Origin of the sequence: Nostoc sp., assembly GCF_036916975.1 — a bacterium.
Taxonomy (GTDB): domain Bacteria; phylum Cyanobacteriota; class Cyanobacteriia; order Cyanobacteriales; family Nostocaceae; genus Nostoc.
In genome coordinates, this window is the sequence record NZ_JBALFF010000094.1 from 22,796 (window position 1) to 37,100 (window position 14,305).

Here is a 14,305-nt window from a genome sequence, read left to right on the forward strand (position 1 = left end):
TCTATGGATTTTTTGAAAAATTTACTTAGACTTTTGGGTTTCCGACTCTTGGTTTTCTGGCTTTGGATAAACAGCTACCCAATCAAGAGAGCGGATTGGCGGAAAAAGCTCAATTTTCGCTACTGATGCCGGAAGTTTCTTTAAATCCAGCGACTTGATTCGTCCTACTGCCAAACCAGATGGGAATTTTTGACTATAAGTAGATGTGGAAATTAAATCTCCTACCTTGACATTTGGGACTTTTTCATAAAACTCCAGCACAGCTTCTGCTGAAGAATCCCCACGCAAAACGCCTTTAGCTGCTGTGCGGCTAACTGATACACCTACTTGACTTTTAAGATCGCTAATTAACAACACGCGGCTAGTATTGGGAGTTACACTCTCCACTAAACCCACTAATCCGCCTTCTGCCTTGACTATGAAGCCTTCCTGAATCCCTGCATTCGCACCGCGATTGAGGGTAACTTGTTGCCACCACTGGTCAGCACTACGTCCTACTACCCGCGCTGGAATTGGGCGTGATGCCAATGGCTCTTTTTCCACATAGCCTAATAAATTTTGTAGCTTGGTATTTTGACTTTCCAAATCTACTATCCGGATTTGCAATTCCAATATCCGCGCATCCCTAAGACGTTCTTCTGGAGTTGGCCCTGACTGCAACATCTCTAACGGACGGGTAATTGCCTGGTATGTCTCAAGCACCAATTCACCTTGAGTTTGTCGCAATATCCAAGCACTACCAACTACTAGCGCTATCAACCCCATTTGTAACCCTTTATGATCCCACCAACGCCGTATTGTAACCATATATACCTTTGTATACTTAAATAATTAAGTTCTACTTGGATTCTATTTATATAAAACCCAAATAGAACTCAAATAGAACTTAAGTCTGATATTTTTTTTTGCTACATATTGCGAGAGCTTTCAGTAACAACTCGTTCTAACTGTTTAAAGTTTTCTAACACACGACCTGTTCCCAACACAACACAGCAGAGAGGATCGGCGGCAATGTGGGTGACAATCCCCGTTTCATGGCTAATTAAGGTATCTATGCCTTTGAGCAAAGCACCACCACCTGCTAACATAATACCTCTGTCAATAATGTCTGCTGCCAGTTCTGGAGGTGTACGTTCTAGTGTCCGCTTCACAGCTTCTATAATTACTGATAGCGGTTCCAACATACTTTCACGGATTTCTGGGGCTTTGATTGTTACAGTTCGCGGAAGACCAGAAAGCAAATGTAAGCCTCGGATTTCCATCACGGCGTCATTATCATCATTAGTAGGATAGGCAGAACCCATCCGAATCTTGATGTCCTCGGCAGTGCGTTCACCAATGACTAAGTTATGAACTTTCTTAATATACTGAAGGATGGATTCAGTCAGTTCATCCCCAGCAATGCGTACTGATTCGCTAATCACTGTACCCTGAAGACTCAACACTGCAACTTCTGTTGTCCCACCACCAATATCGATGATCATGTTACCAGTGGGTTCAGCAACAGGTAGTCCTGCACCAATGGCAGCAGCTACAGGTTCATCGATTAAATAAACTTTTCTTGCTCCTGCTTGGTGCGCTGCATCCATCACTGCTCGCCTTTCTACTCCTGTGACACCACTGGGAATACCAATGACAATCCGGGGTAAAATTAAAGATTTGCCTTCATTTACACGCTGAATAAAGCTTTTGAGCATTAGCTCGGCTATCTCGAAATCAGCAATTACACCATCGCGCAAGGGGCGGAGGGCAATCACATTTCCAGGTGTACGACCGAGCATTTTTTTGGCTTCTTCTCCTACTGCCAGTGCTACCTTTTCGTTGACATCTATAGCAACTACAGAAGGCTCTTGCAGTACAATACCTTTACCAGATACATAAACGAGGGTGTTAGCGGTACCGAGGTCGATACCCATATCCCATGATGTGCGAAAGTTCCTAAAAATACCCACGCGTCTCTAAGCCCCCTGTATGCGATACTTCTTGACTACTACCGAAAGAGTTAATTCGATTATGTTTATATCCTGAGTTGAGTAAACTAGACTATATTTTTATATGATTCCCAGGAATATTTACTATGTTTCACTTGTCTGTTTTTTGATACTTTATGGTTAGCTTAGTATATCCGTATACTTTTATGTGTTTCTCCTAGTAGTATGTATAATTTTTCAAGTCAACTATATTGTTAACTGTTTAACACATTATTTTCAAGTGTTTCACAATTCGCTATGATGAAAGTCTAAATTGCTAAGTACACATGTACTAAAAGGTAACGCACATGAGTATCAATCTTGTCACCCTAGTCGGTCGTGTAGGCGGCGACCCAGAGATTAAGTATTTTGAGTCTGGTAGTGTTAAGTGTAGATTGACACTAGCGGTAAAAAGGCGATCGCGCAACAGTGATCAACCTGACTGGTTCGAGTTAGAACTATGGGGAAAGACAGCAGAGTTTGCAAAGAATTATGTCCAAAAAGGTAAACAAATTGCCGTTAAAGGTTCGTTGAAGTTTGAGGCTTGGAGCGATCGCCAAACAGGGGTTAGCCGCTCTAAACCGGTTATTCTAGTAGACCAAGTGGACTTATTGGGTTCTAGGCAAGATGGAGATGGAGCAACGGGAGATATGTCTCCAGAACATTATTAATCTGTCATTAGGCATTAGTCCAAAGTCCAAAAACAAATGACCAATGACAAATGACTAATAACTAATTTGCAGCGTCACCGATGCTTCTACTTGCTGCTCACCACCAACGACAGGCGTGGAAGCATCAGCTACTTTGGCAGCCTCAACCCTTAAAAACATCGGTGGTGGAGGCGCACTGGCATTATTAACTTGAATGCTCACTACTTCTTTGGATTTGAAACCCAAGGCACTGAAAACAGCATCAGCTTGCTGCTGGGCATCTTGGGTGGCTTTTTTTAATGCTTGTTTTTGAGCAGATGCGATCGCTCCATCATTAGCAACAAAACTAATACCATTAATTTCTGTTGCACCCGCTTTTACTGCATCATCTAGTAATGTACCAGCTTTATCGGTAGGAATGCGAAAACTCACAGTGTTATTGGCAGCATAGCCTGTAATCCTCTGCACATTATTCGTGTAGCTATAAACTGGATTAAGTCGGATACCAGTAGTTTGTAATTTTTCAACATTTTGGCTCTTGAGGAACGCAACTAGAGCCGATGACCTGCGGGCGGCTTCTTGCTGTACCTCTTGGGCTGTTTTCCCCTGAATCTCCACTCCTAAACTGACTTGCGCCAGAGTTGTAGGTATTGTTTCTACCCCGCGACCACTGACACTAAGGGTTCGCCACAATTTCTCTTTTTCTTGTGCCAATGTAGGCAATGTAAAATTTACACATAATAGCATTGCTAAAGGCAGTATTTTCCACAAGTTTCTCTGGGGAAACTGAGAACCGGGTAAAGCGGTAGTCATAAGATTTGCACTCCTCAAAGTATCCACAGATGTTTTTAATAAACGTATACAAGTAAGTGGGTCAAATTAAATATAAAACCTCACCCTCAATCCCTCTCCTTATTAAGGAGAGGGAAGCCGGAGGCAGGGTGAGGTTTTATCTTATGTTTAATTACGCCTACCTACTTAGCAATCTTTTGGTGGCTGTTAAAAGTCAACAGTCACCACAAGTTTTTCACAACTCAAGTGCGATCGCTAGATCCGATTTGTATGTTCTTACTTTGACACTGCCATAATCAAAATCTGAAATGGTTACATTTTTGGAAACTAAAAAAATTACACCAGTACTTTCTCAAGCTAGTTTTAAGGGTTTGTAGTACTAAAGTGTTTAAAAATCAAGAACTGAAGTCCTAACTACGAACTTTACACAAATTAATTTAAAGAAGTTGCCAATAGCATTTCCATAGGATGTTTTTCAGAAACGCGTCAAAATCAAAGAGAAGGATTTTCAGAGAACCCATGCATTTGTTAGATCCAATCAGCTTCTCTTTTCCTCTGCTGGCTACCGCAACACAAGCCGCAGACAATTCAATGGTAGTAGCAGCAGTGTTACTAAGCTTAGTAGTCGTTTATCTCGCCAGCAAAGCTGGTGGAGAGTTATCAAACAAAGTGGGTTTACCGCCCGTCTTAGGCGAACTTCTAGGTGGCGTGGTAGTTGGCATCTCTGTTTTCCACCTTTTAGTGTTTCCAGAAAGCGGCACAGACAGTTCTAACTCTTTAATCATGTCCTTCCTTCAAATCACTGCTGGTTTAACCCCTGAAGCGACTCCAGCCGTGTTTGCAGCGCAATCTGAGGTCATTTCCGTTTTGGCAGAATTGGGTGTGATCATCCTGCTGTTTGAAATCGGCTTGGAATCGAACTTAAAAGATTTAATGGCAGTTGGTATCCAAGCCACCGTCGTTGCAGTAGTGGGGGTAACAGTACCCTTTGTAGCTGGCACTGTGGGATTGATGACTTTGTTTGGAATTGCTGCTGTACCCGCAATTTTTGCAGGGGCGGCTTTGACTGCCACTAGTATTGGGATTACTTCTAAGGTGCTGTCAGAGTTGGGGCGACTCAATTCTAAAGAAGGGCAGATTATTTTGGGTGCTGCCGTAATTGACGATGTTTTGGGAATCATCGTTTTAGCGGTAGTTGCCAGTTTAGCTAAAGATGGCGTGGTGGATGTCAGCAAAGTCATTTATTTGATTATTAGCGCCACTGGTTTTATTTTGGGAGCAATTCTACTAGGGAATGTTTTCAATAAATCTTTTGTGGCGATCGCTGATAAACTCAAAACACGCGGTGGACTGGTAATCCCAGCATTCATCTTCGCTTTTGCTATGGCATACCTTGCTGCCGTCATCCACTTAGAAACAATTTTAGGAGCTTTTGCGGCGGGTTTAGTTCTAGAAGAGACAGATAAGCGCAAAGAACTGCAAACCCAAGTCTGCCCCATTGCCGATATCTTAGTGCCAATTTTCTTTGTGACTGTTGGGGCAAAAACCGATTTGGGAGTTTTAAACCCAGCAATTCCCGATAACCGGGAAGGTCTAATTATGGCAATTTTCCTGATTACAGTAGCCATTCTCGGTAAAGTAATCACAGGCTTAAGCGTGTTTGGTCAACCAGAAATCAACCGTTTAGCGATCGGTGTAGGGATGATTCCTAGAGGGGAAGTCGGATTAGTATTTGCTGCTGTCGGTGCAGCCAGTGGCGCTCTCTCGAAACCATTAGGGGCGGCAATCATCATGATGGTTATCTTGACAACCTTTTTAGCTCCTCCTTTGTTACGATTTGTATTTCCAGACCCAAAAACTGTGGATTCAGGTTCAGACCAACTGATTTTAGATGGTTCCTCTGGAACCTCGTTGTTAATTGAACCGCCTCAGTTGAGGGTGCCAGCATCAAATGACAGTAACAACTTGGAAGTAACCCCAGAATCGAGCGATCGCTAATCTTTGGGAATGGGGAATAGGGAGAAACTTGTTGAATAATTCCCCCTCATCCCCCTCATCCCTAGTTATGCAGTGGAAACTTCTCTCTTTAAATTTCCGTCCCATCTGATTGTAGAATAATCGTCTGTTTATAATTTCTACCAGCATTCGGAATGTTATTTATTTCCAGTCTCCCTTGCCTTGTGAGCCTTTATTTGAAAATTTTCCAGGTAATTGGGGAGTAACACCCATAAATTTTGGTAGATTCTCTCAAAGGAATGGGAATTATCTATTTAGTAGATTGATGGCGAAAAACAAAAAACAGTTATCAGTGAACAGTTATCAATTATTAGTTTTCTAGCTTCCTTGGGAGTCAGAATTTCTACCTCTAAAGGTGGAAAATTTCACATGAGGATTTAGACCCAAACATGAAACCTGATAACTGATTTAAGCGCGTCTTTATACCAGCTTAAAAAATCAAAAAAGGTATCAGAGGTCAAGTTTAGGTAATGACAGTGTGATGATTTACCAATGAGTTGAGATATTGACTGCTCCCATGAACGTGAATTAGGAGAAAGGACTGTGAAATTACACTGGTTACTACCCAGCACTATTGGAACTATCTTCATGCTATCGTCGCCAGTAATGGCTGCGAGACTTGAATCTTGGCGCTTTGATGCCAATCAAAACAGGCTGGAAATTAATACTGTAGGAGCAGTTCAACCCCAAGCACAACTAATTTTCAACCCAACTCGGCTGGTAATTGATTTGCCAGGAACCACATTTGGGCGTCCGCAGCTAACCCAACAGGTAGCCAGAGGAATTCGCTCGATCCGGGTTGGGCAGTTTGAGGAACAAACAACCCGGATCGTTATCGAACTGACTCCTGGTTATACTTTAGACCCAAAGCGAGTGCAATTTGTAGGTACAACTAGCGATCGCTGGATAGTGCAATTACCTAAACCAGAAGTCAATAGAGTAGCTTCTTCTCCCAGAACTGCTTACGCTGTTGTTACCCCAGACTCTGAGCCGCAACCTGGTATTTCAAGGGTTGCCACTACTACAAGGGGGGCGACTCAAATTGAGAACTTACAAGTAACAGGCGATGGGTTGTTCATTCGCACCAGTGGTGGAAATCCTCCGATTCGGGTAATTCGGAGCCGCGATCGCGCTAGCATCTTTATGGATATCTCTGACGCATCTTTATCACCACGTCTAGCCCAACAGAATAATATCCCTGTTAACAGACATGGTGTTAGCCGCGTCGAATTTACCCAACTACAAAGCCAACCTCCTGGCGTTCGCCTAACTTTGCGGGTAGATAAAAATAGCCCCGACTGGCAAGCAACTAATAGTAACAGTGGTGGATTAGTAGTTCTACCTAGTCGCGTTGTCAGATTGCTGGGAAATAATAATTCTGACAATCAGCCACAACCACCCTCCTTTCCCAGTAGACCATCTGCTAACAACTCGGCAGCAACAATTGAGTCTGTACAACTGGCTGATAATAACAGACAACTGCTAATTAGAGGCAACCAAACTTTATCTGCCACGGGAACCTGGGATAGATCCTTGGGTGTGTTCCGTGTCACAATTACCAATGCCAAGTTAGCTCCTAGAGTCACAGGCCCGACTTTTGCTCGCAATAGCCCCATTCTCCGGGTACGCGTGCAACCACAAGAACCTAACACAGTCGTTGTTTTAGTTCAACCAGCCCCCGGAGTGCAACTTGGGCAACCCCAGCAAATTGGCGACCAGCTTTTGGTATCAATACAAACTTCTCGGCGAGTTGTCGCCCTCCCCGGAAGACCCCTTTTTGCTTTACCTGGGCTACCACCGCCAAACCGAGGCCCATTCCCAGACCTAAACAATCCCAATCCCCAGCCCCTAACACAACCACAGCGCCGAGTTAGCAATGGGCGAGTGGTAGTGATTATTGACCCAGGACATGGTGGCAAAGACTCTGGAGCGCTTGGCATTGGGGGAGCGCGCGAAAAGGATGTTATCTTGCCTATTGGTAAGAAACTTGCTGAGATTTTGCAGCAACATGGCGTACAAGTAATTATGACCAGGGATTCTGACTATTTTGTTACCCTTCCAGGACGGGTGCAATTAGCAGAAAGGGCTAATGCTGATGTGTTTGTTAGCATCCACGCTAATTCCGCAGGTGCAAGTCGTCCCGATGTTAATGGCTTGGAAGTATATTATTACGATAGTGGTCTGAATCTAGCTCGCATTGTCCGCAGTAGCATTCTTCAAAGTATTAGTACTATCAAAGACAGGGGAGTGCGGCGAGCCAGATTTTATGTCCTCAGAAAAAGTTCTATGCCCTCGATTCTCGTGGAAACGGGTTACATGACTGGTCGAGAGGATATGGCTAGGCTCAGAACCTCAGCTTACCAAAATCAAATGGCAGAAGCGATCGCTCGTGGCGTTCTTCAGTATTTAAAGAGAAGATAAATGATTTAGTCGAAATTATTGAGTAAATACATGTAATCTTTACCATTTTTATCCAATTTAGTAGTAAATAATTTAAGTATTTTTGCGGCGGGATAGAAGTAGCTTCTTTGTTATTGTCATCTGATGATTTGCAAGGCAAGCAGTTTTGGATTTTAGATTTTGGATTTTAGATTAACCCCACCGATAAAGGGATAGGGTTGAGAATTTTAAATTTTCGATAATGAAATTATTTCACGGCATAAGGGGTGTTATTGTATCAAAGCGTTAGTTTGCCATCAACCAAAAATAAAAAAATCTAAAATTAGGAATCTAAAATCTAAAATTGACAGTCAAATTTATATAGGCTCATGGCATGGCAAAATCAAAAGAGCGTGCTATATTTTACGCCATTAGCTGTGTCTTAATAACAGCGCAAAACTCAAGTGTGCGCGGTGACGGTGTGAGGATTTGCCAATATGTTGAGATGTTGACGGCTCCCATGAATGTGAATTAGGAGAAAGGACTGTGAAATTACACTGGTTACTATCCAGTACTATTGGAACTATCTTCATGCTGTCGTCGCCGGCAATGGCCGCGAGACTCCAATCTTGGCGTTTTGATACCAACCAAAATCGTCTGGAAATTAATACTTCGGGGAATGTTCAACCCCAAGCACAATTAATTTTTAACCCCACTCGTTTGGTAATTGATTTGCCAGGAACCACATTTGGGCGTCCGCAGCTAACCCAATCGGTGGGTGGTGCAATTCGCGCTATCCGTGTTGGGCAGTTTGACGAACAAACAACGCGCATAGTCGTTGAACTGACTCCTGGTTATACTCTTGACCCCAAGGGAGTAAAATTTGTTGGCACAACTGGCGAATCCCCTGCGGGGACACTTCGTGAACGCTGGATGGTACAATTACCTACGCCAGTAGCTGAAAATGTCCCCTCAAATACTGGGGGGCAACAAGAACAAGCTATAGCAACAAAGACTTCACCGAGAACATTTCCACCACTGTTCCCCCAAAGAGATATTTACAATGTGGTGACAGCAAACCCTATCAATCCGCCTAAAAACGGAATGCTTGCCGCCAGAGTTACTCAAATTCAGAGCTTACAAGTCACAGGCGATGGTTTTTTCATCCGCACCAATGGTGGTAATCCTCAGATTCAGGTAAATCATAGCAACGATCAAACGGCAGTTAACATCGATATTACTGGCGCTACTTTATCACCAAATCTAGGGCAGCGCGATTTGCCGATTAATCGCTATGGTGTCAACCGCATTCAGTTCAGCCAACTACAAACAAGCCCATCTGTTGTTCGCATAACTTTACAGGTGGACGAAAATAGTCAAAATTGGCGAGCAACCACTAGCAGTATTGGTGGTTTTGTAGTTCTTCCCAGTCGTGGCGTTGCTCAGTTGCCTGGAAGTCCACGCCCAATACCATCTACTAACACCTCACTTGCTACCATTCAGTCTGTGCAATTGGCTGGTAATGGCACACAACTGCTGATTAGAGGCGACCAAGCTTTATCTGCTATAGGAGGCTGGGATAGAACTTCTGGTTTGTTCCGTATCACCATCAACAATGCTCGGTTAGCTCCCAAAGTTACAGGCCCAACTTTTAATGTTAATAGCCCCATCCTGCGGGTTCGCCTGCAACCACAAGAATCTAATACTGTCGTCGTCTTGGTTCAACCAGCAGCCGGAGTCCAAATTGGGGAACTCAATCAGGTTGGCGACCAACTTTTGGCTTTAGAATTACAACGCTCTGGTAGCGTCACACCTGCGATTGGTTTACCTCCTCTGCCATCGCCAAACCTAAGTCAATTCCCAAACCCCACAGATAATTCCCGTCCTATCTCCCAGCCACAGCCGCGTCCCTCAGTTCCCAGAGGGAAATTACTAGTTGTGATTGACCCAGGACATGGTGGAAAAGACTCAGGTGCCCCAGGTCTAGGCGGACTTTTAGAAAAGGACGTAATTCTGCCTATTGGTAAAAGGATAGCAGCAATTTTAGAGCAAAATGGTGTACAGGCAGTACTCACACGGGATGCTGACTTTTTCGTAGAACTTCAGGGACGCGTAGAAATTGCCGAGCGAGTTAATGCGACTGCCTTTGTCAGCATTCACGCTAATTCCGTTGATAATCGCCCTGATGTTAACGGGTTAGAAGTATATTATTATGATAGCGGTTATGCTCTGGCTGAAGTTGTTCGCAATACCATCCTCCAAAACATCAGCACAATCAAAGACCGGGGAACCCGCAAAGCCAGATTCTACGTTCTTAGAAAAAGCTCTATGCCATCGATTTTAGTAGAAACAGGTTATATGACTGGTCGAGAAGACAATCCCAGATTGGGAACACCAGAGTATCAAAATCAGATGGCAGAAGCGATCGCTCGTGGCATTCTAAAATTCTTAAACCGCTAATATAGGATAAATTACTAATTAAAAGGTGGTATTTAGACTTTTTTAGCATCCAGAATTTAGTGGTCAAATTGTACATTGTCTGCTAAATTCTGTATTTTAAATCCCAAAACCTAAATTTATATCTGCCTGTGTATTCATCTTCGATCTTTGAAGCGAATCTTGACAATTTTTCTGAGCAAGAACCCCAACGGGCCCCAATTGGCATATTTGACAGTGGTGTGGGTGGACTAACGGTATTGCGACAACTATATCGGCAACTCCCCAATGAATCAATTATTTACTTTGGGGATACAGCTAGACTTCCTTACGGAATTCGTTCCCAAACAGAAATTTTACAATTCACGCGTGAAATTCTTACCTGGCTACAACAGCAGCAGGTAAAAATGGTGATTATGGCTTGTAACACCAGTTCTGCCTTAGCCCTAGAAACCGTGCGTCAGGAATTCAACATACCCATTTTGGGAGTAATCCTACCAGGTGCAAAAGCTGCCGTGCAGCAAGGAAAGCGGATTGGCGTAATTGCCACTCCCGCTACGGCTAAAAGTAATGCTTATAAGCACGCTATCCTCGAAATTGCTCCAGATGTCCAAGTCTGGCAAGTTGGATGTCCAGAGTTTGTCCCACTCATCGAGCAAAACCGGATTCATGACCCCTACACTGTTGAAGTAGCAAGAGCCTACCTAGAGCCTTTATTAGAGCAGGAAATTGACACCTTAGTTCACGGCTGTACCCATTATCCCCACCTTACACCAGTATTGCGATCGCTCCTCCCCTCTCATGTCCAACTGGTTGACCCAGCTGTTCATGTCGTAGCAGCTTGTTCTCAAGAGCTAGACTTGCTAGGCTTAAAAAATACTCACCTCCCACTGCCAACTCGCTTCGCCGTTAGCGGATGTCCAAAACAGTTTTCCCAGTCAGGAGTACAGTGGCTAGGTTATACCCCAATTGTTGAAGAGGTTTGCTTAACTGATACCGCTATTTCCCAACTCCAATAAAACTAATTAGTCCTTAGTCCTTTAATCAAAACAAATGACCAAAGACTAAGGACAAATGACAAATGACAAATGACTATTGACTATTAACTGATATCTCCTGCTTATGTTTTCCTTCGGTAGATGAAGGAAAACTTGTCGGAACAGTTTTGGTACCTGTTCGCTTTGCCAGTGCTAACAACAGGTAAACTGTGAACAAATATCCAGACGCTAAAATAAAAATCATCATAGGTATACTTCCGTAAATCATTGTTCTACTAGCACCTTTCTAAATCAATATAAAATTAGTAGAACCTCAGCCAAGCAAGTGCTTTCTTCATGGCTGGAGTTTCCTATGGTAAAATTACCTATAGAGATAAAATTCTCTACAGACAAATAATTTATTCTCTAATGCGACTTCTTGCAGACCATAGATCCCATAGCAGTTAGATTACTAAAAGGCAATCTAAAACTATGATTCTTTGCGGTCTACTTGATCTGCTTTATTTTTGATCACATTGCTGTGAAAGGAGCAATGCTTGCGCTCAACGTGCGCTGAAGACGTGTAGCGGCTTCCCATAGGGATATCGCATAGCTCCAAACCAGGAGTTTCGCGGATCGTAGGAAAAATTAAAGGAATTATTTCCTTAATTTTAAGCTACGACTAATTATTTTAGACTTACATCACCAACCAAGTAAAATCACTTAGTAGTTGATTTACTTTTAGAGTGTGAATATCTGAAAAATTTAAAATTCCTATATTTTAGCGTAACACAACGACTTTACATTTTGAGCTTCTTCGACTGCTAAATTTCAAATTTTTTGAATAGCTGCACTTCAATCCTGAAGAAATTTAGTCTGAGTCATTGGCGACTTATTTAAACCACATCCCTTTTGTCAATAGGCAATATTGCTTAATTTTTCTGTGAAACTGTGGCGGGAAAAGCGTACAGGGAAACTACTTAACATAATTCTAGCTTATATTTATTTACGTATCCTTGTAACTCATCTTTTAAGTTACTTTAAACCTCAACCACGAAAATTTAAGCATAATTGCTTATTGACAAACACACCATTAACCTTAACTATCACCTATAGAAAGAATGAAAATGGGATTACCTGATGAAAACTTTGCGCTGGCACAGGGTTATCTTAAAATAAGTGTAGGATATGTAAACTTTCGTAACCAAAGTCAGAGTCCGCCCATCCATGACCCCAGCCACCTCCCTGTTTACCCCTGTGGAAGCAGACCTGCGACTACTAGCAGATAACCTAAAACAGCTAGTTGGAAATCGCCACCCCATTCTGTTTGCAGCAGCCGAACATTTATTCGGTGCTGGGGGAAAGCGTATCAGGCCAGCAATTGTCCTGCTAATATCGCGGGCAACAATGTTAGAACAAGAGATTACACCGCGTCATCGCCGCCTAGCTGAGATTACAGAAATGATTCACACAGCTAGCTTGGTACATGACGATGTGGTAGATGAATCAGACGTGAGGCGAGGCGTTCCTACCGTTCATAGTTTGTTCGGTAATCGCATTGCCATATTAGCAGGAGATTTTCTTTTTGCCCAATCGTCCTGGTATTTAGCAAACTTGGACAATTTGGAAGTGGTGAAACTGCTCTCAGAAGTAATTATGGATCTAGCTACTGGCGAGATTCAGCAGGGACTGAATCGTTTTGATGCGAGTATCTCTATTGAAACTTACATTGAGAAGAGTTATTACAAAACAGCTTCGTTAATCGCCAACAGTTCTAAAGCTGCTGGGTTACTGAGTGAAGTGTCACGAGAAACTGTTGAGCATCTATATAGCTACGGTCGTCATTTTGGTATAGCATTTCAAATTGTTGACGACATTCTAGATTTCACCAGTACAACAGATACTTTGGGTAAACCAGTAGGGTCGGATCTTAAAAGTGGTAATCTGACAGCACCCGTTTTATTTGCTTTAGCCCAAAAACCATCTTTGGAAGTGCTGATTGAGCGAGAGTTTGCTCAAGAGGGGGATTTAGAGCAAGCACTAGCACTAATTCAAGATAGTCAAGGCATACAGCAGGCGCGAGAGTTAGCTGCTCACCATGCTAAGTTAGCAATTGAACATCTTGCAGTTCTCTCACCCTCAGAATCGCACCAGGCATTGATTAACATAGCTGAGTACACACTGAGCCGTCTTTTTTAAATCATTTACCAGCTAACTGGTATCTTAGAGGACTTTAAACCCCAAGCGAAACCTTCCACCTGTTCTTAGGTGGGGAAATTTTGCTTAATGGTCAGCTAAAATTTGAAAAATGTTCACTGATAACTGTTTGTTAACCAATTTTAGATTAAGCGGAAAATTAAAGCGATCGCTTGCTTCTTTAAAGAACTAGAAGGTTGATAACTGGCATTAATTTATTTTGATCAAAAACTTTTTCAAACAAATTTGAGATTTAAAATTTTGGATGTGGGATTGTATATAAAAAATCCCACATCCAAGTTTTTTCTATGCAATATCAGGGGGTATCTGTTTAGGCGATCGCTGTTGTCGTAGCTGTTTCTGCATGAGTTTTTCTAGTTCAGTTCGGCGAATTTCAACGGTATGAGTGGTCTTACCCGGCGTCTCCAAAAAAATGATGCTATCTACGGGTTCTAATGCCACCAATCGGAACAAAATATGGGTGACAGGGATAATTTTAGCTAGCATTTGAGGGTCAAGCCCAGCAGGGGAAATTAGAGAGACATCCTGTATGGTAGGGAAAGCGTAAACAACGCGCTTTTCCAATCCTGGATTAGTAAGATTGCTCAATGTAGTTAAAACCCACCTTGACTCTGAATTTTGGAGAACATAGTACTGGGAGTGACGTAATTTTTGAGCGATCGCTCTAAGAGCAGGAGCAATTGCTGCAATCAGATTTGGTGTCATACCATCGCGGGGTGCATTGTCAATCAGCAATTGAATTTGTGCTTCTAAATCCATAATGGCTTGTATACGGCTCCTGGGTAATGGCAATAACATCTATCAAAGTGTGAACAATCCCATCGAAGTTGGGAATAATAAAATCATCCACATTCTCAATGTAGGATTG

12 protein-coding genes are annotated in these 14,305 nt (G+C 42.7%); 7 read left to right on the plus strand and 5 right to left on the minus strand.

The window, feature by feature from the left end; translation table 11 throughout:
* Positions 1-21: 21 nt before the first annotated feature.
* Together mreC and V7K73_RS23645 are read right to left on the minus strand one after the other, a co-directional pair.
* Positions 22-807, minus strand: a complete 786-nt coding sequence (gene mreC, locus V7K73_RS23640) for a rod shape-determining protein MreC (protein ID WP_334883590.1) — start codon at positions 805-807, stop codon at positions 22-24.
* Positions 808-908: 101 nt separating this feature from the next.
* Positions 909-1,916, minus strand: a complete 1,008-nt coding sequence (locus tag V7K73_RS23645; RefSeq protein ID WP_334883668.1) for a rod shape-determining protein — start codon at positions 1,914-1,916, stop codon at positions 909-911.
* 362 nt (positions 1,917-2,278) lie between these two features.
* Between V7K73_RS23645 and V7K73_RS23650 the strand changes: the two genes are divergently transcribed.
* Entirely contained in the window at positions 2,279-2,641 is a 363-nt protein-coding gene (locus tag V7K73_RS23650; protein ID WP_334883592.1) for a single-stranded DNA-binding protein, read from the plus strand.
* 54 nt (positions 2,642-2,695) lie between these two features.
* Here the strand turns inward: V7K73_RS23650 and V7K73_RS23655 are convergent, their stop codons facing one another.
* Positions 2,696-3,433: an SIMPL domain-containing protein gene (locus V7K73_RS23655; RefSeq protein ID WP_334883593.1), complete on the minus strand. Its 738-nt coding sequence runs from the start codon at positions 3,431-3,433 to the stop codon at positions 2,696-2,698.
* Between the two features lie 143 nt (positions 3,434-3,576).
* On the opposite strand from V7K73_RS23655, the gene V7K73_RS23660 reads away from it, so the two are divergent.
* The 5 genes from V7K73_RS23660 to murI all read left to right on the plus strand — a co-directional run bounded on the left by V7K73_RS23660 (position 3,577) and on the right by murI (position 11,262).
* Positions 3,577-3,708 (plus strand): hypothetical protein, encoded by a 132-nt coding sequence (locus tag V7K73_RS23660; RefSeq protein WP_334883594.1) that lies wholly within the window; start codon positions 3,577-3,579, stop codon positions 3,706-3,708.
* A gap of 223 nt (positions 3,709-3,931) precedes the next feature.
* Positions 3,932-5,410: a cation:proton antiporter gene (locus V7K73_RS23665; RefSeq protein ID WP_334883596.1), complete on the plus strand. Its 1,479-nt coding sequence runs from the start codon at positions 3,932-3,934 to the stop codon at positions 5,408-5,410.
* Between the two features lie 561 nt (positions 5,411-5,971).
* Positions 5,972-7,849: an N-acetylmuramoyl-L-alanine amidase gene (locus tag V7K73_RS23670; RefSeq protein WP_334883597.1), complete on the plus strand. Its 1,878-nt coding sequence runs from the start codon at positions 5,972-5,974 to the stop codon at positions 7,847-7,849.
* 504 nt (positions 7,850-8,353) lie between these two features.
* Positions 8,354-10,267, plus strand: coding sequence for an N-acetylmuramoyl-L-alanine amidase (locus tag V7K73_RS23675; protein WP_334883598.1), 1,914 nt, complete (start codon positions 8,354-8,356; stop codon positions 10,265-10,267).
* Between the two features lie 128 nt (positions 10,268-10,395).
* Positions 10,396-11,262: a glutamate racemase gene (gene murI / locus V7K73_RS23680; RefSeq protein WP_334883599.1), complete on the plus strand. Its 867-nt coding sequence runs from the start codon at positions 10,396-10,398 to the stop codon at positions 11,260-11,262.
* Between the two features lie 73 nt (positions 11,263-11,335).
* Here murI and V7K73_RS23685 read toward each other — a convergent pair whose 3' ends face one another.
* Positions 11,336-11,488, minus strand: a complete 153-nt coding sequence (locus V7K73_RS23685) for a hypothetical protein (RefSeq protein WP_289800153.1) — start codon at positions 11,486-11,488, stop codon at positions 11,336-11,338.
* A 959-nt stretch (positions 11,489-12,447) separates the two neighbouring features.
* On the opposite strand from V7K73_RS23685, the gene sds reads away from it, so the two are divergent.
* Entirely contained in the window at positions 12,448-13,419 is a 972-nt protein-coding gene (sds, locus tag V7K73_RS23690) for a solanesyl diphosphate synthase (RefSeq protein ID WP_334883601.1), read from the plus strand.
* A gap of 303 nt (positions 13,420-13,722) precedes the next feature.
* On the opposite strand, the gene V7K73_RS23695 is transcribed toward sds, so the two are convergent.
* Complete coding sequence (locus V7K73_RS23695; RefSeq protein WP_334883670.1) at positions 13,723-14,196, minus strand: hypothetical protein; 474 nt, start codon at positions 14,194-14,196, stop codon at positions 13,723-13,725.
* Positions 14,197-14,305: the final 109 nt, after the last annotated feature.